The organism is Nostoc sp. C057, from assembly GCF_013393925.1.
Taxonomy (GTDB): domain Bacteria; phylum Cyanobacteriota; class Cyanobacteriia; order Cyanobacteriales; family Nostocaceae; genus Nostoc; species Nostoc muscorum_A.
Genome location: NZ_CP040281.1, coordinates 5,767,499 through 5,790,428 on the forward strand (window position 1 = coordinate 5,767,499; position 22,930 = coordinate 5,790,428).

The following is a 22,930-nucleotide window of genomic DNA, read 5'->3' on the forward strand; positions in this document are numbered from 1 at the left end:
AATGCTTTGCGGCGATCGCATCTTCTGGCAAATGACAGATTCCTTAAAACATCAGTGATGCGTTCGCTCTATGATCCGGTAAGTATCGTCTAGGCGAAGACAGATTATGACGCAAACAATTTCAATCAACGACTCCGGGCGTTTGCAACTCACACCGCTAGAAATCCCATCCCGCCTACTGTTAGGTCCTGGGCCATCCAATGCCCATCCCACAGTTCTCCAAGCGATGAATACCTCACCAGTTGGGCATCTTGACCCAGCTTTTCTCGCCCTCATGGATGAAATTCAGTCGTTGCTACGCTACGTATGGCAAACAGAAAACCCACTCACCATTGCAGTCAGTGGTACGGGAACAGCCGCAATGGAAGCAACGATCGCTAATGCTGTTGAACCTGGTGATATAGTTTTGATTGGTGTGGCTGGTTACTTTGGTAATCGCCTCGTAGATATGGCTGGACGTTATGGTGCTGATGTCCGAAGCATTACCAAGCCTTGGGGACAAGTCTTCAATCTAGATGAACTCAAAACAGCCCTAGAAACTCATCGTCCGGCTATTTTGGCTCTAGTTCATGCCGAAACTTCCACCGGTGCAAGGCAACCATTAGAAGGAGTTGCTGATTTATGCAATGAATTTGGCACTTTGCTGCTGGTGGATACTGTGACAAGTTTGGGTGGCGTTCCGTTATTTTTGGATGCCTGGGGAGTTGACTTAGCTTATAGTTGTAGCCAAAAAGGGTTGGGTTGTCCGCCTGGTGCTTCGCCTTTTACCATGAGTGCGCGTGCAGTTGAGAAATTGCAACAGCGCCAAACTAAGGTTGCAAACTGGTATTTGGATATGTTGTTACTGGGTAAGTATTGGGGCGCTGAACGCACCTATCACCATACAGCACCCATTAATTTATATTATGCCTTGCGGGAAGCACTACGTTTGCTTGCAGAAGAGGGATTAGCAAACTCTTGGCAGAGGCATCAAAAAAACGTAGAGTATCTCTGGGAAGGGTTAGAGAATTTAGGACTGAGTATGCACGTTGAGCAGGAGTATAGACTACCAACGCTTACCACCGTCCGCATTCCAGCAGGAGTAGATGGGAAAGCGATCGCACGGCAGTTACTCAATGAACATAATATTGAAATTGGCGGTGGTCTTGGCGAACTAGCAGGTCTTGTCTGGCGCGTGGGATTGATGGGCTTTAATAGTCGAAAGGAAAGTGTTGACCAACTTTTAGCAGCACTGCGGCAGGTTTTACCTAAGTAGTTTTTGCTTGAAAATAGTGCGTTAACAGTAGCTTAACGCACTTGATCGGGCACTACAATGATTACCAATTACAAGAAGCAACCAAGTTAGCTACTATCTCAACTAGTTCGTCTGGATCAATTGGTTTAGATACATGAGTGTCAAAGCCACCTTCCAAGGCACGGATACGAGCTTCAGCATCAGCATAAGCTGTTAAAGCAATAGCTGGGACTCGTCCACAATTGTTTGATTTGAGCGCACGAAATTTGCGGATGAAAGTGTAGCCATCCTCCCCAGGCAACCCAATATCAGAAATTAAAACATCGGGCTGTAATTCGGACAATACCTTGTGCGCCGCATCCGCTGATATTACTGGTATAACTCTTGCTCCATCCATTTCCAACACAGTAGTGATGAAAAAGCGAGTATCATTATCATCCTCAATTACCAGAATATCTAAACCAGCAAGAGTTCCAGAAGGTTCCATAAATGAAATTTTATCGTAAATTAAGGGTTTAAATCCCCATTTTGAAAATGTCTTTATGGTCTTTCCTACATGCTTGAAAAGTCAGATACCTATCCCTAAAATAATTAATCATTCGTAATTACAAATTACGAATTGTTAACTAACTCCTCACTTGTCTAAAGTCCTTACACTCAGTACTTGGGGTGGTGTCGAATCTGGTGGATAAATCACATCTACCAGTACTATCCGCTTGGTGGAAGGTGGAAGTACAAGCTGTACCAATGGTTCTAACACCTGACCAGTTCTGTGCCATAGATGTACGTAGCGCGTCTTTTGTTGACCTTGGTCATCGAAGTAACGCAGCCGCACCGTACCACGGAAGAAGGGAAAATCTAAGGATGGTTTGCGGAAACGTACACCACCTTGGGATAATTTATCTTCCTTCAAAGGTGTTTCTAAAGTAACGGTAACGGTCTGATTTTGGTTGGTATTGTTGCTTAAAGGTAAGGTGAGTTTATATTCCACCCCATAATTACCATGTGCTTCATAAGCCGTATCTGGATAACGTACTAGCATTTTGGCCGTTTGGATTTGTTGAGTACCCAATCGACCGCTCCGCAATGTGTCTAAAACATAAGAAATAGCTTTGCCACGCTGGGGAATAGTCAGATTTGTGCTTTGAGGATTATCCAGCAACTTTGCTTGCCACTGAGAACCTTGTGATACACCAGCTACACGCCCATAAATTAGTGCGCCACTGGTAGCATTTGGAGGAGTCGGAGTTTTATCTCGCGGCCCGGCAAAGTTCCCGTTATCTAGTAAAGCTTGCCATTCTGCAAGAGTCGGTGAGCGTTCTGTATTATCAGAATTTTTCTTGGCAAACATTGCTAAACTTGCCGCATAAACTTGATCACTACTACGCAACCGCATAAAGCTAGAGCGACCATTCACAGGCTTTTCTAGATTTTGTACAGGAATCGGATGATTTAGCAACATCCGGCTTTGTCCTGGTGGAATTATCAGCTTTGCGGGAAAATCAGCTTGTCGAACACCTCGGAGTACATCACCAACAGCGCGATCGCCTGGTCCAGAGTAAGCTTTACCATCGTTATTTTCTACATAGGGTGGTAAGGTAACAAATGGCGCATCTTTCATCAAGTAACTCGCCGCTTGCAACACATCCACTGTTACAGGTTTTTTGCCAGGGTTATGCAGAATTACACCCAGGTATAGCGTTTGTAAATCCTTGGGAGTGTGGGTGTAGTGGTGAGCAAATAAGTCAAAGCGTCCCTTGAAGGGGAAATTCAGGTGCGCTGCTGCAACTTTTTTACCCTTTGTAGGAAAAGTAGAAAGTAAAATACCCTCAGTTTTGATCCATTCTGGGCTATTGCTGTTAAAAACGGGCGTTGTATCCAACTTACCTGGTAAAGCCAGAACTACTCGTGGTTGCAGGATTTCTTGGGGTGCTTGAGGTGTTTGAGCGATCGCTGAATTCTTTTTATCTACCGTGCATCCAAAGGTTTGAGTTATAGCAAGTCCTAATAAAAGTGTAAATATAGGTAGTGGTAATTTAGCCAGCATAAATTTGCGCGTCAATCACGCTGTAGTGTCAGATATAACAAGTTATTATTACAAGTTCATAGAACCGAATTTCTGAAAATGCGTAAGTATAGCCCGCACTTCTCTACGAGACGCTGCACAGCAATTCTCATAATGAGAATTGCTGGTTCAGTTAAGCATTTCTTTATTCTCTCAGTGCCCTCTGCGTCTCTGTGGTAGCCTGCGGCAAGCCGCTCCGCGTCTACGTAAAAAAATTGACTAAAATAAAACTGCTGTATCTGGTATTACTCACTAGCTCACTGCGAGAAAAAACCAACAAACAGTAAAGGCAAAAGTATTAGAAGGGACACAATTAATACGAGGGTTGCCGGCTCGATTTTAATCTGGTTCTTTTGTGGATCGCGCATTTGGCTTGCTCTCGAAAAATAAGTATATTAACTCAGCCTAAAGGATGTGTATTCCTTTTTCCAAGCCCAATCAGGTTGAAAAATGTAACTTTTTAGTAACTTTATCACCCTATCAGCTTATTTCTTCCAAGGTAGTTTAGTTCCCATTTCAGTCAATGCAGAAAAAATGAGATAGAGGACGAGCAACCCAGCACCCGCAAAGAAAGCCAGTAAATCGTTATCCATAAATGCTATGTGCTAAAACTTTGCTAATCATAGCGAAATCTACTAATCTTTAGCATTTTTCTGAGCCTGCAATCTTTGGTCTTGTGGATGCAAACTGTACCAGCCATACCAGTGACGAACTGCTAGCCAAACGGCTGAAAGCAAACCCGCTAGGCTGAGGGTGAGGCCGCTAAATGGTACTAATAATCCAAAAATTGGTAATACTGCTCCAGCAATAGTGCAGATAATAGCAGCCAAAGAAGCACTGCGACTAGCTCCCAATCCCCATGTCAAAAACAGTAAGATGATGGAAATTAAAGTCCAAGCCAACTGAGCATTGATGACACGAGCCAGATAGGTCAAAACCAATAGACAAGCAAAGAAAATACTACCAGCGATCGCAACATTTTTGAAACTCATTGGTAGTGATAAATATAACAACAAAATCCACCACAAAAATATTGCTGGTGCTAGCAATAAAAGACGCGGAATTAACCCCGTATGACGAATCGGCTCGGTGTTGGTAAATACTCCAAAGGGATTTTTGACTGAAACATTCTCGTCAAATTTCCAAGTAAATTGCGTACTGCGTCCGTCAGATTTAATATCGTCAGGTTCAATACCACTGGCAAAATTAGCGGGAGCAAAGTTAGCAATTGCTATGAGGCGGAAGTTAGATAAAATCTGTCCCCCTGCACTATAAACCCAGCGAGGCCCCCCTCTAGCCTGATAGGTGACTCGAAAGGTAGTTTCTTCCCCCGGTTGCAGCCGAAAGGGAAAACCATAATCTTCTGGATTGATTTGTTGCAATCTTGTCCCGTCACGCTCGATTTTATAGCTAGAAAGAAGTGTGTAGCCGTTGGGTGGCGGTGCTTCAAAGAAAAAATTATTAATATCCTTGAGTTTGTTAACCACTTTATAATCGGCAGTATAATCTGCCCGATAAATTGAGCTACGCCCTGGAACATCTACGCTTTGGTCAAGCTTTACTTGAATTTGCGAACCAGCCAAGCTCAAGAAGCGGTTAATTTGTCTTGTCTCATTTACCTTGACTATTTTGTTGCCAACTTGAGTGTTATATGAGTATGGCTCTTGAATAGAGTAGCGGACTTGGGGGGCAAGTTGTTCGAGCTTTTCACCTGCAACACTTTCAGCAACTTGAGCCACCTTTGCCTGTTCCCAATAGTGGTAGCGATTGCTTAAAGTTGAACAGAGAAAAAATCCTGGTATTAGCAGAACTAATACTAGAGTTAAATGCTGTAATCCGCGCAACAGTTGAGAATAGCCAACAGCCCATTCACCGATGAATATAAGCTGTTCCGGCTGGCTGCGACGGAGGGAAAAACTTATCAGTGCGATCGCAACTCCTAAAGCTACGATCAAAAATACTAATAACAGTGAAGCTTTGAGCGCCTGGGTTCCAAATTGAACAAGCTCAATCGGATGCGTCAAATCGGGTAATCCGGGAATACCTTGAGCAGAAGATGACATTGGCTAAATTTTTGCAGAATTTGGAGAACCAGACCGATAAATTTGCTTAAAAGTTTCTGAATAATAGTTTTATTTAATACGCAGATATTTTCAAGAAGTGCTGCTGAATTGCTCAACGGCAACTGAGAACTTACACAAAAAATCTCTCAAATTCTTATTTATCTGCGTTCTCTGTAGCTCTGCATTATTCTGTTGCAAGTCTTATTGAGTCTACATCTTTCTATTAATCATCCCTAAGTTTGATTAATCTCAACATCAAAAATCCGGCCATCATGGCCGGGTTTTTGAGTTGAAACATGGGGCTATATTGCCCAAAGGTTAGTTATATAAGTTCAGTATAAAATCGATGCTCTGATTAGGGATACCGCTTGACTGTTATCGATTTCGGAAAATTAGCTAAAAATTTTTGAGTAGTCTTCCTTTCTCTTCCAAGCAGCAACCGACTGGTAGCGCTAGAGTGTAGGATTGAAAAATATTGATTTTCCGGCTTTTGCTGATGAATAATGGATTTGGTAGCTGGCAAGAATGGTTAACAGTATTCACCTATCTAGGTTTTACAGTCTTTATTATCTGGCGCGTGTTTACCGCCGAGAAGAATTAAAAAAGCTACATATCATTTCACCAGGGTCTTTTTGCTCAAAGGGTAAAACACCTCCACCTTGTTGAACCTTGACTCGTTTCCGGCAATTGTAAACCTCGGTGGGCCTTTTTACTCCATCTACACTAACGGTTGCCCTGTATTCCCAATAGTTTTTAGCACTTCGGTTGATGCTGAGAATGCAAATCTGGTGGTGTTGGCGTAGCCCGTTGTAGAAATCGTAATTGCGACACACTGATGCAAAAGCTGGTTGTGCTACGGACAAACTTAGTATCAATAGCAACATAAATATTCCTGCTTTTATCCTGTTCATAAAAAATCATTTAACATTAGGAACTCCGTAAAAATAAAATACCAGCTATAGGAGAGTCCTATAGACAATTTGTATTGAGCAGAAAAGTCTCAAACTTGATGGTGTTCATGTACCATACCCTAAGACCAATTCGTAATATCCTGCAAAAAGCCGGACTTCGTGCGTCTACGACGTAATTGAGAAAGTCAGATTACATCTAGCTGGGTTTCCAGCATTTGTGTCTGTAGTTTTATTTTGAAGAATTGATATAACAATAATTTGCAAAAAAAAGCCAGTCTTAAGGACGATAAAATTGCGATTAAAAACAAATTTTGAGCAATCTCATATTGCACGCTGTTGTGCGGCAGTGCTGCTTTTCGGTCAAGTGTGGCTACATTTTATTCAGGGAAAAACTTACTACCGCAAAATTATGCAACATCTGGTGACTGCTGGGCCCTGTTCTATCTCTCCAGTTCTCCTAGTTAGCGGTTTTGCAGGAATGATTTTTACTATTCAGACGGCAAGAGAATTAGTCCGATTTGGGGCTGAAAATGCTGTGGGAGGTGCTTTTGCCTTAGCTTTTTGTAGAGAATTAGCTCCAATTTTAACCGCTAGTATTATGGCAGGACAAGTGGGTTCTGCTTTTGCAGCAGAAATAGGTGCAATGCGGGTAACTGAGCAAATTGATGCACTTTATATGCTCAAAACTGATCCCATTGATTATCTAGTACTTCCTAGAGTAATTGCTTGTTGTTTGATGGTGCCTTTGATGACGATTTTGGCTTTAGTTACTGGGATTATCGGTGGAGTTTTTGCCGGCTCATACTTTTACAAAATTATTCCCGAAACATTTTTAGAATCAGTCAGAAATTTTTTAGACCCATCAGATTTGTTTATTATTTTGTTAAAAGGGTTTATTTTTGGTTTACTGGTTGCTGTCATCGGCTGTAGTTGGGGTTTAACTACTAAGGGGGGAGCTAAGGAAGTAGGAGAATCGGCAACAAAGGCAGTTGTTACTAGTTGGGTATCCATTTTTATCATGGATTTTTTCCTTTCTCTACTCCTATTTGACCAGCCTGCGTTTTGAAGGGAGCAGGGCAGGAAAATTAGTGGTAACAGAGCTTGTCTATTCGCATAGCGTCTCATAGAGAAGTACAGTTTTCCTCCTGCCTTCATTTATAAATTTTTAGGTAATAAACATGAGTTTTGAAGCTTTGATGCAACCCACCACAGACATCCCTAGTTTTTTGAATATACTTCATAACTTTACGAGAACGTGGGAATATATTAGCTCGTAAATTAGCGCACCCAAAGCTAAACCTGCAAATGAAAAGATAGATGCAGTAAAAAAAGCTAGCCCTTCTCTAAGACCTGCTCTTTGGAAATCTATCCTGACTAATATAGTTGCCGAAATGATGAGTAAAGTATCAAGAAATACCCGAAACCAGGCAATCATCAGAAAAAATAAGAAAGCTGCTAAGACAGCAACGCCAAAAGACCTGATGTTTGATCTAAGCAAAATACTGAGGTAATAGGTCATTTTCGGCCAAGGAGTGGTCAACGTCACTATTAAAAGCAAGATTGCAACCACAGTCAGCACCCACACAAACACAGGAGCTTGTGTTTCAGATATTACCCAGCCCAAGGTACTGTAACTAAGCAGTACTAACGCCAGGGACACCCAAGGAACTCTTTTAAAAATTGACATGGGTTAATATTCCTAGTACAGGGTCAAGGTATTATTCCATTATTAAATTTTATATAGGAATGCGCTTTTATTTTTGTTCGCCCAGCGTGGTGTAGCCATAATTAGTTGGCTTAAGAGCCAACAGGAAAAAAGGCTCTTTGAGTTGCACCTAGCTTTGCAAAAATAAAAAATAAGCTTTATAGAAGATAGACTATTATAACTATTGATTAATAGCTAAACAATCATTTTCTGCCCACCAAGCGTAGATTGGGGTGTCGCTATCCGGTAAAGCACCAAAAGTATTAGGTTGCAATACATTTATGCTAATACCATTTGTTAATTCCACAACATAATTAACGTGTGTGCCCAAATACATAACATTAATAAGCCGCCCTTCAAAGCAGTTAGCTGGCAAATTGGGTGGATAAAGCGAAAGCTGTATTTTTTCTGGGCGCACACTCACTACTACCGCTTGTGATAATTGAGATGGTGTATCTTCAGCGCGGTTAATGATAATTGAGAGTCCTGTTTTTGTGGAAATTTTAATACTAGAGGAGTCTACCGCTACGATTTCACCACTAAATAAATTAGTATCGCCAATAAAATCAGCAACAAAAGATGTCTGGGGACGTTCGTAAATTTGGCTGGGAGTGCCAACTTGTTCGATTTTGCCTTGGTTCATGACGGCAATACGATCGCTCAAAGATAATGCTTCTTCTTGGTCGTGTGTCACCATCACAAAGGTTACTCCTAAGTCTTTGTGTAAATTTGATAACTCAACCTGCATTTCTTTACGTAGTTTTAAATCTAGCGCCCCTAAAGGTTCATCTAGTAATACGACGGTGGGACGGTTGACTAAAGCCCTCGCTAAGGCGACTCGTTGCTGTTGACCACCAGAAAGTTGACTAGGAAAGCGCGATCGCAAACTTTCCATTTTCACTAACTTTAAAGCGTCTTGAACTCTAATTTCAATTTCCGATTTGTGGATTTTTTTTAACCGTAGTCCAAAGGCGATGTTATCCCAGACATTCAAGTGATTGAATAGAGCGTAACTTTGAAATACAGTATTGACGGGTCGGCGGTAAGGCGGCACATTAGTCATAGACTGACCCTGAATCAACACTTTGCCAGCATCAGCGATTTCAAAGCCAGCAATTAAGCGTAGTGTTGTTGTTTTGCCACAACCGGAGGGGCCTAAAATACTAAAAAATTCTCCTTGTCTGACATCCAAGTCTATTCCGTGTACTGCTGGTTCTTGGTTAAAAAACTTGAACACGTTACGCAGTTCAACATCAAGTGGCTGAAAAGTTGTTATCCCCCTCTGATTCTGCATGACAATTTGAGCCATAATCCTTAGTAGAATGCCGTGATCTTACGTAACTTTGTCAGTAGTCTATTGGGCAGACTATATTTGACACTTTGGTTTATTGTATCCGCCAAAAACAATTGTTCAAGAATATACTTGCCCGATTTTTTCATACCCAGTCTTGGGCATAAGTTTAGGGTAATTGTATACAGATAATACCGCTCTTAGAATCATTCTTTGTCTTATGTCTTTATTCCCATCAATTGGCAGCAAAAAAGATACACGTACAGTAGGACGTGGTTTCCAATCAATATTTTTAATCGTATTTACCCTCTTAATGACGACTGGGATTGAGGCTCGTTTGGCCTATTTGCAAATTGTTGAAGGCCCAAAACTCCGAGAACGAGCCGAAGCGAACCGTATTCGCATGATTTCTAAACAACCGGAACGGGGTAATATTTTTGACCGCAACGGTAAACTTTTAGCCAGTACTCGCTATCCTAGTTCTGTATATTTGTGGCCGATGGCACATACTAAGCCTTCTTGGTCTGTAGTCGGCCCGCGTCTAGCGCAAATTCTCAACATCCCGCAAGATGAGATGGAAAAAAAATTAGAACAAGCAGGTGCTAATTCTTCTTCGCTCATCCGAATTGCTCGCGATCTCAATGAAGCAGAAATCACGGCACTTAAGGAGTATAAAAATGAACTTCCAGAAGTGGAAATTAATACAGATTCTGTACGTTATTATCCTCATGGGAAGCAATTGGCTCATGTATTAGGCTATACGCGAGAGTTAACCGCCGACCAGTTAAAGGATAAGAAGCAGGAAGGCTATCGGCTGGGGGATGTAATCGGTCAGATGGGGGTGGAAAGAGCCTATGAGAAAGTGCTACGAGGCGAATGGGGTGGTCAGCAGGTGGAAGTAGATGGTGCGGGTAGACCAATCCGAGTTGTGGGCGAAAAACAGGCAAAAGCTGGTAACGATTTGCATCTGACCATAGATTTGGATGTGCAACAGGCAGCAGAAAAAGCTTTAGGAAATCAACGAGGTGCGATCGCAGCACTCGATCCAAATAACGGTGCTGTTTTAGCGCTAGTATCTTACCCCACCTTTGACCCGAATATCTTCTCAAAACAAAAGCTCTCCCAGAAAGATTGGGAAAGCTTGCAAGGTAAAGATCATCCCTTGGTCAATCGGGCTTTGAGTGCCTTTCCACCTGCCAGTACTTTCAAAATTGTCACCACGACAGCCGGATTGGAATCAGGTGAATTTTCTCCTGACTCAATATTACAGACCTTTGGTTCTCTTACCGTTGGTGGCGTGACTTTTGGTGAGTGGAACCACGCCGGGTTCGGGCCATTAGGATTTCCCAGAGCGCTGGCTATGAGTAGTGATACTTTCTTCTATCAAGTTGGTAGAAAAGTTGGTGGCCCAACTTTAATCCAATGGAGCCGCAAATATGGATTTGGTCAAAAAACTGGCATTGAATTTCCCAACGAAGAATCAAAAGGCTTGGTTCCAGATGAAATATGGAAGCAGAAAGTTTTGAAGACACCTTGGACTGTAGGCGACACCATTAATATGTCAATTGGTCAAGGCGCTTTACAAGTAACACCGCTACAATCGGCGATTATGTTTTCTGTCCCTGCTAATGGCGGGTATCGAGTTCAGCCGCATTTGCTCAAAGACAATGAAGAAGCAAAAAGTTGGCGAGAATCGTTAAATATGAAGCCGACAACGATCAAAGTTCTCCGCGATGGGCTACGGAAGGTAGTGAGTGAGGGTACTGGTAAGCGCTTGGACGTGCCGACAATTGCCCCAGCTTCTGGAAAGAGTGGCACTGCTGAAGCTGGTGTTGGTCGCCCAAATCATACTTGGTTTGGTGCTTATGCCCCTAGTAATAAGCCGGAAATTGTGGTTGTGGCTTTTGGTGAAAACTCTGGCGAACACGGCGGTACTATTTGTGGACCTATGGTTTTACAAGTGCTAGAAGCTTATTTTCAGCACAAGTATCCAGGTAAGTATAAAAAATCTCAGCCTGATCCATCAGAAGCAACAACTCAGAATTCAGGACATGGCACTGGAGACTAGTGCCGCAGGGCGGAATTAAAAATTAAAAGTGACGCGACGCTCCTGCGTCGCTAACGCAGACTCGCTAACGCTGCGCTAAAAAAATTAAAAATGAATACAGCCTAAGTATTTTATTCATTTGGAATGGGTGGTTTATTTCCGTCGACCTGTACTAGTGTGCAAAATTCAGAATTCAAAAAGCCTTTAGGCGATGAGATGGAAGAGAGTAGCTTATGGTATTAATTGAAAACAATTAATCACTGCCTATTAGTTTGCTATTAAATACCTGCTAAGAAATGAGCAGAATTGTTTACAGATAATCTTAATTTTGAAATCTTCTTTGTCTTATGACTATATTTAAACCATCTCCACTTGGCGGACAAAAAAATACACGTACAGTTGGACAGAGTTTCCAGCCGATATTTTTGATTATATTTACTCTATTAATGCTGACGGGAATCAGTGTTCGTTTGGCATATTTGCAAATTACTGAAGGAGCAAGCCACCGAAAACGAGCTGAGTCAAATCGAATTCGGATGATTGCCAAACAACCAGAACGGGGTAATATTTTTGACCGTAATGGCAAACTTTTAGCCAGTACTAGCTATCCTCGCTCTGTATATTTGTGGCCGATGGCACATACCAAGCCTGCATGGTCAGTTGTGGGGGCACGTCTATCTCAAATTCTTGAGATTCCCCAAGAAGAGATGGAGAAGAAATTAGAAGAGGCAGGTGCTAACTCTTCTTCACTTATACGGATTGCTCGTAACTTGAATGAAGCACAAATTACGGCATTGAAGGAGTATCAAACAGAACTTAAAGATGTAGAAATTCATACAGAAGCCGTTCGCTACTACCCCCACGGCAAGGAATTAGCTCATGTATTAGGCTATACGCGAGAACTAACCGCCGACCAGTTAAAAGAAAAGAAGCAAGAGGGCTACAGATTAGGTGATGTGATTGGTCAAATGGGAGTTGAAAAAGCTTATGAAATAAGTCTGCGAGGCGAATGGGGGGGTCAGCAGGTAGAAGTCGATGGTGCAGGTCGACCACTCCGGGTTTTGGGGGAGAAGCAAGCGAAGCCTGGTAAAGATTTGCACTTGACCCTAGATTTAAATATGCAAAAGACGGCAGAAAAAGCTTTAGGCGATCGCGACGGTGCGATCGTGGCACTTGACCCCAAGAACGGTGCCGTTTTAGCAATGGTATCTCATCCCACCTTTGACCCCAATATTTTCTCAAAGCAGAAACTCAGCCAAAAAGATTGGGAAACTGTACAAGGTGCAGATCATCCCTTGGTAAATCGCGCCCTCAGCGCCTTTCCACCTGCTAGCACCTTCAAAATTGTCACTACCACAGCTGGTCTAGAATCAGGTAAATTTTCTCCTAGTACAGTCTTGCAAACCTACGGTTCCTTAACTTTTGGTGGTACCCGATTTGGTGAATGGAATCACGCCGGATTCGGACCGTTGGGCTTTGTCGGTGCATTACAGTGGAGTAGTGATACCTTCTTCTATCAAATTGGTCGCGGAGTCGGTGGCCCAACTTTAATAGAATGGACTCGCAAGTATGGATTTGGTAAAAAAACCGGCTTTGAGTTTGCCAACGAAGAGGCAAAAGGTTTAGTGCCAGATGAGACATGGAAGCAGAAAGCTTGGAAGATACCTTGGACTGTAGGAGACAGCATTAATATGTCAATTGGTCAAGGTGCTTTACAAACTACACCCCTGCAAGTCGCCATCATGTTTGCCGTGCCCGCGAATGGTGGCTATAGAGTCCAGCCGCATTTGCTTAAAGACAATGAAGAAGCAAAAAGCTGGCGAGAATCTTTAAATATGAAGCCGCCAACCATAAGTGTTCTCCGGCAAGGGCTACGGAAAGTAGTAGCTGAAGGTACTGGTAAGGCTTTGAATCAGCCAACAGTTCCCCCAGTCGCGGGTAAGAGTGGTACTGCCGAAGCCTGGAAGGGACGTGTTAAGCAAAATCACGCTTGGTTTGGTGCTTATGCACCTGCTGAACAGCCAGAATTCGTGATTGTGGCATTTGCAGAACATTCCGGCGGTGGCGGTGGTAGCATTGCTGCGCCAATGATCTTACAAATTATGGAGGAATATTTTCAGCGCAAGTATCCAGGTAAGTATCAGAAACCAGCGCCGAAGAAAGTATAAAATTGTGGCTTGGGATTACCGTAATTCTACTTTCTCATCGATATAAAATTTCCCGACCAGATGCGATCGCTAAGAAAATTGCTGAATAAGCTAATCGTCATTCATTTTTCCAGAATGATTCGCTCCTAGTAAGGGCTTCAGCCCTGCTTTTCTGCAACTTAAATGCCGATTAGCTTACTACTGTCCAGCCCTTACGGAAGTAGTGCTTCAGCCTCCACTAGAGGAGAGGGAGTAGGGAGAGAAAGGGTAAAACCAAACTCCTGACTCCTGCCTGCTGTCTTTTATGGCGATATCTTAGCGGGTTTCAAATTTCTGGCTTTGTAAAACATTTCCAAGCTGTTGCGATCGCCAACAAAACGCCAGTGCCAAGGCTCATAACTCACACCTTGAACATTATCTTTAGGAAAAGACATTTCAAAGCTAAAGCGTGCTGCATTTGCTTGCAGCCATTGATAAGCCTTGGTCTTGTCAAAATTGGTTTGGAGATTAGTTGCTGGTACTGATCCATCCCCAACATCCACAGCATAACCTGTGTGATGTTCGCTATGACCAGGAGGAGCGCTGAGGGCAGCCCGTTCTGCTGGCGTTTGATTTCGTTGGGCACCGACACCAAAAAACAATTGTTCCTGGTCTTTAAGTGAGCGAAAGCCAGAAATTGGCACTAAAGTTACACCTGCACTCCGGGCTGTTGCTACCATCTCCTCAAACTTTTGGGCAGCAGATTTTCGCATTCTAATGCCCCTATTTGCGGAGATGGTTACTAGTTCTGACTGAGGGGCTTCTGGGTAAGGAAAATGCCCTAATACAGTATCGCTAGAATTACTAGAATTATTAGATGGTGCTGGAGTCGGAGGAGTAGAAGTCGCTGGTAAAGGTTGAGAATCGGCGATTTTTTTGGGTGCAGTGACGAAAAACAAAAAACCGCTAATTAAAGCCAGCAGGATAAATCCCACCACTCCGCCAATCATCATAATTTGGGGCTGCAACCACATTTTGCGTGCTGCAACAGGGGTATCACGTACAGCCACTGGAATATCATCACCAAGGTCATTCGATGAGTTTTGCGGTTTTCCAGAAAACCCTGCCTTATTCAAGGGTAAACTCCTGTTTTTGTGGGATAGCCATAACAGATTTTGCACTGGACAAAAGTAGACGTAACAGGTAGCATTTTACATCTGTGGTTCTTAGGCGCAATCTTGACAAACCTTTTAGAACTATACGTCAAGCTGGGAGGATTAGTCCTGGTAGGTTTTGTTCTGGGACGCAAACTACCTATAACAGTTCCTACACGTTTGGGACAGTTTCTTTTTTGGGTGGGAGTACCCATAAGCATAGTATCTTTTTTGCGTCAATCCAGCTTGTCAGGGCAAATTTGGATTGCACCTGCGATCGCTTACCTAGCCATTTTACTAGGAGCATTTTTAGCTTGGTTAGGAATTAAAGCGCAAGCCTATTTTAGAAATACTGTCCTCCAACCACCAACTCAGGCTAGCTTGATATTAGCCGCAATGTTGGGTAATACAGGTTATCTTGGTTTTCCCATTACCTTAGCAATGGTAGGCAAGGAATACTTTGCTTGGGCGTTATTTTACGATTTGTTAGGTTCATTCCCAGGAACTTACGGTTTGGGTGTATTACTAGCAGCGCGTTTTGGCGGCGGTGTCCAGAATCATTGGCAGATTGCCAAGTCTATCTTAATTAATCCTGCCCTGTGGGGGTTCGGATTTGGCTTGCTGTTTCGGCAGGTGACAATTCCCACAGTTACGGAATTCTGGTTAGAAAAATTTGCTTGGAGTAGTGTAGCTTTATCCCTAGTGTTAATTGGAATGCGACTGGCGCTACTCAAATCTTGGCGTAGCCTACCACAAGTAGGGATGAGCTTGGGAATCAAAATGCTGCTAGTTCCCTTGATATTGGGCAGTATTCTACCAGTGTTTGGAATAACTGGAGCGATCGCAAAGGTAATTGTCTTACAAATGGCCATGCCTCCAGCTTTCGCCACACTTGTAATTGCTGAGGCATTCAATCTTGATCGCGATCTGGCAGTTACTGCCTTAGCTGCTGGGGCTATACTATTGCTGCTTACTCTCCCAGTTTGGCTGGGGCTGTTTTGATTTTGGATTTATGCACTATGACACATATCAGTTAAATGTCTACTGGATGTTGCCCATAATATGGCAAAGCCTCTGACCAATTAGGACACTTGCCCTCTTGCCAATCAAGATTAGCTAGTTCCAAAATACTTGTTACCGTCGCTGCTAACCCAGATTTTGCTTGAATTAGCTGATAATTAGTGTTCCAATTCCCTAAAGTTTCCTGCCATGCTTCTGGTGTGAATACTCTATCTGCTAAACACACTTTTAGTTTAGAAACATCTGAGTCAAACTGATAAATAGCAGCAAAAATTTGACCTCGTTGGGCTGGCATTTCCACAGCAATAGTTTTTGGATTTGGACTTTTGCCTGCTTCTGCCCAAGCCACCGCAGCTAAAGTTGAAATTGCAAATACAGGGATATCTAATTGTTGCCCTAAAGTTCGAGCAGTTACAACGCCAATGCGAGTTCCTGTAAAGCCACCAGGTCCTTTGGCAACTGCGATGAATGACAAATCCTCCCAAGTTTGCGGTTTGATAAAGTCAATTAAATATTGATGGATTAAGCTAGATAAATCACGCCCCAAATTCCAAATTTGTGAGCGATTTTCACCAGCAAAATTACTAATTGCCAATCCTAATTCAGGAGTAGTGGTGTGTAGTGATAAAGCGTATTTTGTTGTGAAGTGTTTTATTTCTGTGGTCAAAGTTAATTAAAATATTGATTTTTCTATAGTTAACTTGATATAAACCTCATCTATGTTGAAACCTAGGTTTTGTAAAAGATATATTGATGTAGGTTGGGTGGAGTGAAACGCAACCCAACATTACCACCTTATTTATGTTGGGTTACGCGATCGCTGCACCCAACCTACAAAACTATGGTTTTTAAGGTAGACGATGTTTATCTATTCAAGCACATCATAGTTATGAATTTTCACTTTGTTTTTATCCCCATGAGGGGAAGTAATTGAAAAACTCTACCCTTTTATAATCCTTACTATGACAATTTTTGAAGGGTTCATTTTAGCAGGTATCTAATTTACCTGTCATTCAGCTTAAATTATTGACAATAGGATAAGGGTCTACCGTCCTCAAATTGCTTACAACGCAGGCATCTCGTGGGGTTGAACGAAAGAAAAAGGGTTTTAGCGATCGCTCTACCCCACGAATAACCTACGTGTGTAAAGTCAAACTAAATACTTTTACTCTCACTAGGAAACTTGGGATGGAATTGTCAAGATTTTGTTATTAATGGACTGAGGCATAATATACTACTTTTGACTTCTCAAGTCGGCACTAATTCACCAGGACGCAATTTCGACCACTTACCCGTTTCCCGTTTAAAGCTGAGACAACCAACAACATCCCATTCCATCTCAATCACATCATCGTTTGTCCGAATATTGACATTGATAGAAGGTTCATTCGGATCAAAACTGGGTGTTTCAGTCAAGTGAGGCTGTTGGTGCTGCCCTTCTACGGCATGATAGGTAACACAGCTGTCTACATAGTGGCAGTTCACACAAATACACATAATAGAACCAACTCCAGGGGCCTTTATTGTTAATCTAACTTAAGCCCAACCGTTATTCATGAGTTGCTGGGTTGATTTTTATTACAATGCTTGAATCAATTCCTTCTACCCTAGCTCCCGAAAATTGGCCTTTTAGTTTAGAATTCTTGCCACAACCCGCTTACATGGTAGGTGGTGCTGTGCGAGATGCGCTACTTGGCAGAACTCGTGAATATCTGGATCTAGATTTTGTCATACCATCTAAAGCGGTAAAGGTAGCAAGAGCGATCGCTCATCACTACAAAGCTGGTTTTGTCTTACTCGATGCAGAACGACAAATTGCTCGTGTGGTTTTTCCCCACGCCACAGCCGACTTTGCCCAACAGGAAGGAGATAGTTTAGAGGTTGATTTGCACAGACGGGATTTTACAGTAAATGCGATCGCCTATAATCCCCATACACAAGAAATTATCGATCCTCTACAAGGCTATGTAGACTTACAACAGGGCATTTTGCGAATGATATCACCCGCAAACTTAGAAGATGATCCTTTGCGCTTAATGCGAGGTTATCGTCAAGCCGCCCAATTAGGTTTTACTATTGAGCCAGCTACCCGAACCGCAATTTGTTCTTTAGCATCACATCTGAGCAAAGTTGCAGCCGAACGAGTTCGGGTAGAAATTGGCTATCTACTGGCAAATTCTCAAGGTACTCCTTGGATTGCAAGTGCTTGGGAAGATGGTTTACTTGCTCCTTTCTTCAAAAATGCTACTCGTGAAAGCTTGAGCAAACTAGCCGCAGTTGACGATGCAGCCGCCTTAATCACAGAAAATTGGCAACAATTAGGCGTAAAACTCCAAGAATATGTCCGCGATAGTATCAAAACGACTTGGTTAGGTATTGCCAAACTTGCTTGTCTTGTCAATCCCAATCCAGAATTAGCAGAAATAGAGCTACAACAACTAACTTATAGTCGTGCCGAAATCCGGGGTGTAACCACTGCTTTAAAATTGTTACCGCAGTTTAAAGTAGTTGATATGTCTTTGCGAGAACAATATTTATTATTCCGTGACGCAGATATTGTGTTTCCCACTGCGGCAGTATTGGCTGTGGCACTTGATAATTTGGTAGAGGCGATGTCTGGTGACAAGCCACAAGTCGCTACAAGTTTGGAAACCAAAGCAAGGGACTGCCTTGTCTTGACACTTTTAATCAACCGCTACCTTAACCCTGACGATCTGGTTGCTCATCCCTCTCTACTAGTGAGCGGGAAGGAGTTGATCATAGCATTAGATATTCCAGCTTCACCAATCATTGGACAACTTTTGACAGAAATTGCCGTAGCACAAGCTGAGGGGAAAGTCTCAACGCCAACAGAAGCGATCGCTTTTGCACGTCAATTACAAGAAAAGGCAGAAGGGAAATAAAAAGAAGTGTATCTACCCGAATTTCTCACGTATTGTGTGGTTCGGGTGGGGAGTGTGGGAGGCAATGCAGCGTTCATTGATGTGCAGTTATTCAATTCCTCCTCTTTCTCCCCACACTCCCCACACTCCCTACACTCCCTACACTCCCTACACTCCCCCACCCGAACCACACCCCCCACACTCACGCTCATTTCTCAGTTGTGAGAAATCCAGGATCTAGCGTCTTGAAGGGTGCGTTCCTTCTCCCTGCTAAATTGAGGGAGTTAGCTGTAGTACTAGCCAGAAAATAGTGATTATTTAATCAATATTGTCAGTACATGCATCATATATGCTACTATTTGCTTGATATTGTTATGTTGTGTTTTTCTTACAATTTAGCATAGATGGATAACCTAATGGATTATACACCAGTCTATTTATTTCATGGCCTAGTTAGTTGGCAGAATGCACCCTCGTATATTTACTTAAGCATATACCAGAAAAAAGTACCTCTTGGTTTTCCTAATAAGCGGAGTCTTTATGCGTAGCCTTTTTTGGATAGGACTAACTGCTAATGAATGGAATGCCTTTAATTTTGGTTGTAGAACATAATCTACATGATTTAGAGCTACTTAATTCTCATCTAAGAATATTAAATTTTTCATGCATTTGTACCAAGCAAGGGGTGAGGGCTGTGATGTTAGCACAAACTCATCAACCAGATTTAATCCTGCTAGATACGATGCTATCTAATTTGAGTGCTAACCGAGTAATTGATGACCTCAAACACAATTCAAAAACTGCTACTATCCCAATTATTGCAGTAACCCCTCTAACAGAGGTACAAGATGATGAATCCACTATGCTTGCAGGATTTGATGATTGTATTACTAAACCCTATGATTTTAATCAATTAGAAGTGGTAATCAGTCGGCATATTCCAGTCTCAAAACTTAAGTATTCAATATTACAAATAAGTGAGCGTAAATAATTGTCGTTGGGATAAGGCAATAGGGTTTTAGCCTAGTTCATTTTTATTTACATAGTTTGGTTTTATTATGCTAACTTACTTATAGCGATTCCCAGTTATGTGAGGTACAGATAATATTTTGAAATGCAAAGGGACGCAAAGTAAAGCGCAGAGGTACGCAGAGATTTGCACCTCAGCAGACTAGGAAACGCTATAGTAGATGTTTAAGAAATAGACGGAGAGACTTTTCTGTAGTTGTGCAATATATTTATTACGGATTTGTTTAAAATAATTATCTAATTTGAGGAATGTAAAAGTTATTAATCAATGTTAATGAAGTCTCCCATTAATTACTGCATTGATGGTAATTTGTTGATGGGTAATCAGCTTATTTTGTGTCCAATAAGTGTAGACATCGCCTGCATTTCCCAAACCAGGAATAATACAGCTATATTATTCCAAATTATCATCTATTAAATATGTATAGAATATCACATCATAATATTGCCCAGCTCGATACCTTATGGTGCAGCCAATAAGCAGACAGTTACGTATATCTGCACCAAACACAAAGACTTCATCAACGGCTTGTTAGGATAACCGATCGCAGCCAGATCACTGCTCAAAACACCTTCAAAGGCGATCGCATCAACAACGCTATAAATATGCTCCCAGTTTGTTCAAATAAAGTACGACGCAATTGTGCTTCTGCAATCCCAAAGTGCTTGCTAATTTCTGGTAAATCCCAAATTAGGCATAGTCATTATTTCTTTAGGAATGTTTTCTCCGCTATTAGTCACTAGGAATGCGTCAACTACCTCTAGCGAGTTTTTATTTCTATGACCCTGAATATCGAGTCTAATATTAGTCATATTGCTGAATACAATAAAGCACACAGGAAATTCATAAATAGCGATTAATCAGCGTGAATTTAAAGATGACTTTAAAAATGGCTCAGTAGATATATTTTGTGAGAAAGTTAATACAAAGGTATATTCACTGATTTCAAATTCATGGATTCTTTATCTATCAATTCCTTACTTGAAGAGTTGAAAAACCCCGATGCTACAGTCCGGGACAAAGCAACCAGAAAAATCTGGCGGATCTGGTTTCAGCAAAAGGGAATCTATGGGCTGGAAATAATTGACCGTAGTCAAAAGTTGCTAGATGCGGGTGAAATTGCTGAAGCTGAAACAGCGCTAACGGCACTAATTAAAGACCAGCCAGATTTTGCCGAAGCCTGGAATCGTCGTGCTTTCCTCTATTACAGTATTGGTGATTATCAAAAATCTCTGGCAGATTGTCAGATGGTTGTACAAATAAATCCGATACATTTTGGGGCACTTCACGGTATGGGATTGTGTTATGCAGCACTAGGAGAATATGGTGAAGCGATCCGAGCTTTTAAACGTGCTTTAGAAATTCAGCCCTATTCACTAGTGAATCAAAAGTTGATTCTAGAATGTACATTTAGATTCAGCTACAACGGCAGATAGGAGAGAGCATCATACTGTTTTATGAATCTGTCATCACCCTCATCAACAGCAATTCATCGCCTTAGTCGCCACAATTTTATTCAATACGCTTTTATCTGGATTGGTAGCAGCGTTATTGCTGCTTGTACTAACAGCAACCATCCATCAACTAGCAATTCTCAGTTGGATAAAGTTACGTTTGGTAAAAACTGGATAGCACAAGCAGAACACGGCGAATTTTACCAGGTGATAGCCACTGGTATCTACAAAGACTACGGTTTAGATGTCAATATCAAAATGAGTAACTTTCAGCTTTCCAGTGCTACTCAATTATTGATGGGGGGTACGGTAGATTTCTTTATGGCATTGATGCCGTGAACGCCATAGCACAAAGTATTCCCAAAATTACAGTCGCAGCAATTTTCCAGAAAGACCCTTGGTGTCTTGTTACACATCCCAACTCAGCAATTAAAATCCTTGCCTACTTCAAAGGCAAACCAATTTATATTAAATAAGTGGCATGAAAGTGCTGTAAAAAATGAGAATTAAAATTTAAAAACACAGAGGAGTTAATTCTCTGCGAACCCATGCGTCCCTATGCGTCAAAAAAAGGATATCAACTATGACGATAAAATTGGATGCCCTGATTAATTCTCTAGAAGGTATAGAAACCATTACCGATTCTGCCCAAGTAGCAAAATTATCCCAGGATTATCACAACTTTAGCCCGGTATTGGTACCGAAACTAGAGGGAAAAGTTGGGGATATTGTAGTGCGTCCCGCCAATGAAGCAGAGGTTTTAAAAGTTGCAGCCGCCTGTGCGAAATACCGTATACCCGTGACAGTGAGGGGTGCGGGAACAGGAAATTATGGGCAATGCGTACCCTTACATGGCGGCGTAATTTTAGATATGACCCGGATGCAAGGGATTCCTTGGATAAAACCGGGGGTGGCGCGGGTAGAAGCTGGCGTGAAGTTGGCGGCTTTGGATAAAAAAGCCAGAGAGATTGGCTGGGAAATTCGGATGGCACCCTCGACTTACCGCACAGCGACAATTGGCGGATTTATTGCTGGGGGAAGTGGGGGTGTTGGCTCGATCCAATATGGGTTACTAAGCGATCGCGGTAATATCTTAGCACTGCGAGTAATAACTGTAGAAGATGAACCTCGTGCGATCGAATTACGCGGTGATGATGTATACAAGGTGAATCATGCTTGGGGAATTAACGGCATTATTACCGAAGTAGAAATCCCATTGGGGCCAGCTTATCCTTGGGCAGAAGTTATTGTCACATTTGACGACTTTATGACAGCAGCAAAATTTGGTCAGGCTCTTGGTAATGCTGATGGCATGATTAAAAAGTTGATTTCTGTCTTTGCATCCCCAATACCCCAATATTTTCACGCCCTACAGCAGTACATTCCTGAAGGGACTCACGCAGTATCTTTGATAATTTCTGAATCGAGTTTGGAATTCTTACCGGGTTTGGTGCAGCAATATGGCGGTCAAATTACTTATGAAAAAACAGCCGAGGAAGCAGCCAAAGGAACACATTTAATAGAATTTAGCTGGAACCACACTACCTTACACGCCCGGAGTGTAGATACTACAATTACCTACTTACAAAGTATGTTCCCTAGCGATCGCAGTTTGCAAGTGGTAGAGCAGTTGTATCATCACTTTGGCGATGAAGTGATGATGCATTTAGAATTTTTTCGCCTGAACGGTTCTGTAGTTATTGCTGGTTTGCAACTTGTTCGCTACACCACAGAAGAACGCCTCAATGAAATTATTCGCTATCACGAAGAACAAGGTGTAAGTATTGGCAATCCCCACACGTATATTATGGAAGACGGAGGCAGAAAAGTTATTGCTCCTGAACAGTTAAAATTTAAAGAAATAGTTGACCCATATCGGTTGATGAATCCTGGTAAAAGCAAGGTTATTCAATTACCAATTCAAAATTAAACCTCATCTATGTTGAAA

At 42.1% G+C, this 22,930-nt stretch carries 19 protein-coding genes; 10 read left to right on the forward strand and 9 right to left on the reverse strand.

What is annotated here, in order from left to right; genetic code table 11:
• Positions 1-106: 106 nt before the first annotated feature.
• Positions 107-1,255: an alanine--glyoxylate aminotransferase family protein gene (locus tag FD724_RS24795; protein WP_179074428.1), complete on the forward strand. Its 1,149-nt coding sequence runs from the start codon at positions 107-109 to the stop codon at positions 1,253-1,255.
• Positions 1,256-1,316: 61 nt separating this feature from the next.
• Here FD724_RS24795 and FD724_RS24800 read toward each other — a convergent pair whose 3' ends face one another.
• The 4 genes from FD724_RS24800 to FD724_RS24815 form a co-directional block, all read right to left on the reverse strand.
• Positions 1,317-1,721 (reverse strand): response regulator, encoded by a 405-nt coding sequence (locus FD724_RS24800; protein WP_114080516.1) that lies wholly within the window; start codon positions 1,719-1,721, stop codon positions 1,317-1,319.
• 147 nt (positions 1,722-1,868) lie between these two features.
• A complete protein-coding gene (locus FD724_RS24805; protein WP_179074429.1) occupies positions 1,869-3,281 on the reverse strand; it encodes a DUF3370 domain-containing protein in 1,413 nt (470 codons plus the stop codon).
• A 653-nt stretch (positions 3,282-3,934) separates the two neighbouring features.
• Complete coding sequence (locus tag FD724_RS24810) at positions 3,935-5,362, reverse strand: hypothetical protein (protein ID WP_179074430.1); 1,428 nt, start codon at positions 5,360-5,362, stop codon at positions 3,935-3,937.
• A 581-nt stretch (positions 5,363-5,943) separates the two neighbouring features.
• On the reverse strand, positions 5,944-6,246 hold the full coding sequence (locus FD724_RS24815; protein WP_256874348.1) for a hypothetical protein: 303 nt from the start codon (positions 6,244-6,246) through the stop codon (positions 5,944-5,946).
• A gap of 319 nt (positions 6,247-6,565) precedes the next feature.
• Between FD724_RS24815 and FD724_RS24820 the strand changes: the two genes are divergently transcribed.
• Positions 6,566-7,339, forward strand: coding sequence for an ABC transporter permease (locus tag FD724_RS24820; RefSeq protein ID WP_114084941.1), 774 nt, complete (start codon positions 6,566-6,568; stop codon positions 7,337-7,339).
• 171 nt (positions 7,340-7,510) lie between these two features.
• Here the strand turns inward: FD724_RS24820 and FD724_RS24825 are convergent, their stop codons facing one another.
• Both FD724_RS24825 and FD724_RS24830 read right to left on the reverse strand, forming a co-directional pair.
• Entirely contained in the window at positions 7,511-7,960 is a 450-nt protein-coding gene (locus tag FD724_RS24825) for a hypothetical protein (protein WP_179074432.1), read from the reverse strand.
• A gap of 199 nt (positions 7,961-8,159) precedes the next feature.
• Positions 8,160-9,287: an ABC transporter ATP-binding protein gene (locus tag FD724_RS24830; protein WP_179074433.1), complete on the reverse strand. Its 1,128-nt coding sequence runs from the start codon at positions 9,285-9,287 to the stop codon at positions 8,160-8,162.
• 202 nt (positions 9,288-9,489) lie between these two features.
• Between FD724_RS24830 and mrdA (FD724_RS24835) the strand changes: the two genes are divergently transcribed.
• Positions 9,490-11,337: a penicillin-binding protein 2 gene (mrdA, locus tag FD724_RS24835; RefSeq protein ID WP_179074434.1), complete on the forward strand. Its 1,848-nt coding sequence runs from the start codon at positions 9,490-9,492 to the stop codon at positions 11,335-11,337.
• A gap of 326 nt (positions 11,338-11,663) precedes the next feature.
• A complete protein-coding gene (gene mrdA, locus FD724_RS24840) occupies positions 11,664-13,484 on the forward strand; it encodes a penicillin-binding protein 2 (RefSeq protein ID WP_179074435.1) in 1,821 nt (606 codons plus the stop codon).
• Between the two features lie 281 nt (positions 13,485-13,765).
• On the opposite strand, the gene FD724_RS24845 is transcribed toward mrdA (FD724_RS24840), so the two are convergent.
• On the reverse strand, positions 13,766-14,578 hold the full coding sequence (locus FD724_RS24845; RefSeq protein ID WP_179074436.1) for a D-alanyl-D-alanine carboxypeptidase family protein: 813 nt from the start codon (positions 14,576-14,578) through the stop codon (positions 13,766-13,768).
• Positions 14,579-14,680: 102 nt separating this feature from the next.
• On the opposite strand from FD724_RS24845, the gene FD724_RS24850 reads away from it, so the two are divergent.
• Positions 14,681-15,598 (forward strand): AEC family transporter, encoded by a 918-nt coding sequence (locus FD724_RS24850; RefSeq protein WP_179075615.1) that lies wholly within the window; start codon positions 14,681-14,683, stop codon positions 15,596-15,598.
• A 31-nt stretch (positions 15,599-15,629) separates the two neighbouring features.
• Here FD724_RS24850 and tsaB read toward each other — a convergent pair whose 3' ends face one another.
• Positions 15,630-16,283 (reverse strand): tRNA (adenosine(37)-N6)-threonylcarbamoyltransferase complex dimerization subunit type 1 TsaB, encoded by a 654-nt coding sequence (gene tsaB, locus FD724_RS24855; RefSeq protein ID WP_179074437.1) that lies wholly within the window; start codon positions 16,281-16,283, stop codon positions 15,630-15,632.
• Between the two features lie 581 nt (positions 16,284-16,864).
• Positions 16,865-17,113, reverse strand: a complete 249-nt coding sequence (locus FD724_RS24860; RefSeq protein WP_114084947.1) for a Ycf34 family protein — start codon at positions 17,111-17,113, stop codon at positions 16,865-16,867.
• 86 nt (positions 17,114-17,199) lie between these two features.
• Here FD724_RS24860 and FD724_RS24865 point away from each other — a divergent pair, with 86 nt between their 5' ends.
• From FD724_RS24865 to FD724_RS24885, 5 genes are all read left to right on the forward strand, one after another.
• Positions 17,200-18,519 carry a CCA tRNA nucleotidyltransferase gene (locus FD724_RS24865; RefSeq protein WP_179074438.1) on the forward strand — a complete coding sequence of 440 codons (1,320 nt, stop codon included), beginning with the start codon at positions 17,200-17,202 and terminating at the stop codon, positions 18,517-18,519.
• 553 nt (positions 18,520-19,072) lie between these two features.
• A complete protein-coding gene (locus FD724_RS24870; RefSeq protein WP_179074439.1) occupies positions 19,073-19,489 on the forward strand; it encodes a PleD family two-component system response regulator in 417 nt (138 codons plus the stop codon).
• 992 nt (positions 19,490-20,481) lie between these two features.
• Positions 20,482-20,964: a tetratricopeptide repeat protein gene (locus FD724_RS24875; RefSeq protein WP_114084950.1), complete on the forward strand. Its 483-nt coding sequence runs from the start codon at positions 20,482-20,484 to the stop codon at positions 20,962-20,964.
• A 21-nt stretch (positions 20,965-20,985) separates the two neighbouring features.
• Positions 20,986-21,321, forward strand: coding sequence for a hypothetical protein (locus FD724_RS24880; protein ID WP_179074440.1), 336 nt, complete (start codon positions 20,986-20,988; stop codon positions 21,319-21,321).
• Between the two features lie 244 nt (positions 21,322-21,565).
• The gene (locus tag FD724_RS24885) at positions 21,566-22,912 is read left to right on the forward strand and encodes an FAD-binding oxidoreductase (protein WP_179074441.1); all 1,347 of its coding nucleotides are present in this window, start codon (positions 21,566-21,568) and stop codon (positions 22,910-22,912) included.
• The last annotated feature ends 18 nt before the right edge of the window (positions 22,913-22,930 follow it).

Bases quoted from the DNA above. Each gene is read 5' to 3' on its own strand.
- FD724_RS24795 (WP_179074428.1), top strand. From the start codon at position 107: ATGACGCAAACAATTTCAATCAACGACTCCGGGCGTTTGCAACTCACA.
- FD724_RS24800 (WP_114080516.1), bottom strand. From the start codon at position 1,721: ATGGAACCTTCTGGAACTCTTGCTGGTTTAGATATTCTGGTAATTGAG.
- FD724_RS24805 (WP_179074429.1), bottom strand. From the start codon at position 3,281: ATGCTGGCTAAATTACCACTACCTATATTTACACTTTTATTAGGACTT.
- FD724_RS24810 (WP_179074430.1), bottom strand. From the start codon at position 5,362: ATGTCATCTTCTGCTCAAGGTATTCCCGGATTACCCGATTTGACGCAT.
- FD724_RS24815 (WP_256874348.1), bottom strand. From the start codon at position 6,246: ATGTTGCTATTGATACTAAGTTTGTCCGTAGCACAACCAGCTTTTGCA.
- FD724_RS24825 (WP_179074432.1), bottom strand. From the start codon at position 7,960: ATGTCAATTTTTAAAAGAGTTCCTTGGGTGTCCCTGGCGTTAGTACTG.
- FD724_RS24830 (WP_179074433.1), bottom strand. From the start codon at position 9,287: ATGGCTCAAATTGTCATGCAGAATCAGAGGGGGATAACAACTTTTCAG.
- mrdA (WP_179074434.1), top strand. From the start codon at position 9,490: ATGTCTTTATTCCCATCAATTGGCAGCAAAAAAGATACACGTACAGTA.
- mrdA (WP_179074435.1), top strand. From the start codon at position 11,664: ATGACTATATTTAAACCATCTCCACTTGGCGGACAAAAAAATACACGT.
- FD724_RS24860 (WP_114084947.1), bottom strand. From the start codon at position 17,113: ATGTGTATTTGTGTGAACTGCCACTATGTAGACAGCTGTGTTACCTAT.
- FD724_RS24865 (WP_179074438.1), top strand. From the start codon at position 17,200: ATGCTTGAATCAATTCCTTCTACCCTAGCTCCCGAAAATTGGCCTTTT.
- FD724_RS24870 (WP_179074439.1), top strand. From the start codon at position 19,073: ATGAATGGAATGCCTTTAATTTTGGTTGTAGAACATAATCTACATGAT.
- FD724_RS24875 (WP_114084950.1), top strand. From the start codon at position 20,482: ATGGATTCTTTATCTATCAATTCCTTACTTGAAGAGTTGAAAAACCCC.
- FD724_RS24880 (WP_179074440.1), top strand. From the start codon at position 20,986: ATGAATCTGTCATCACCCTCATCAACAGCAATTCATCGCCTTAGTCGC.
- FD724_RS24885 (WP_179074441.1), top strand. From the start codon at position 21,566: ATGACGATAAAATTGGATGCCCTGATTAATTCTCTAGAAGGTATAGAA.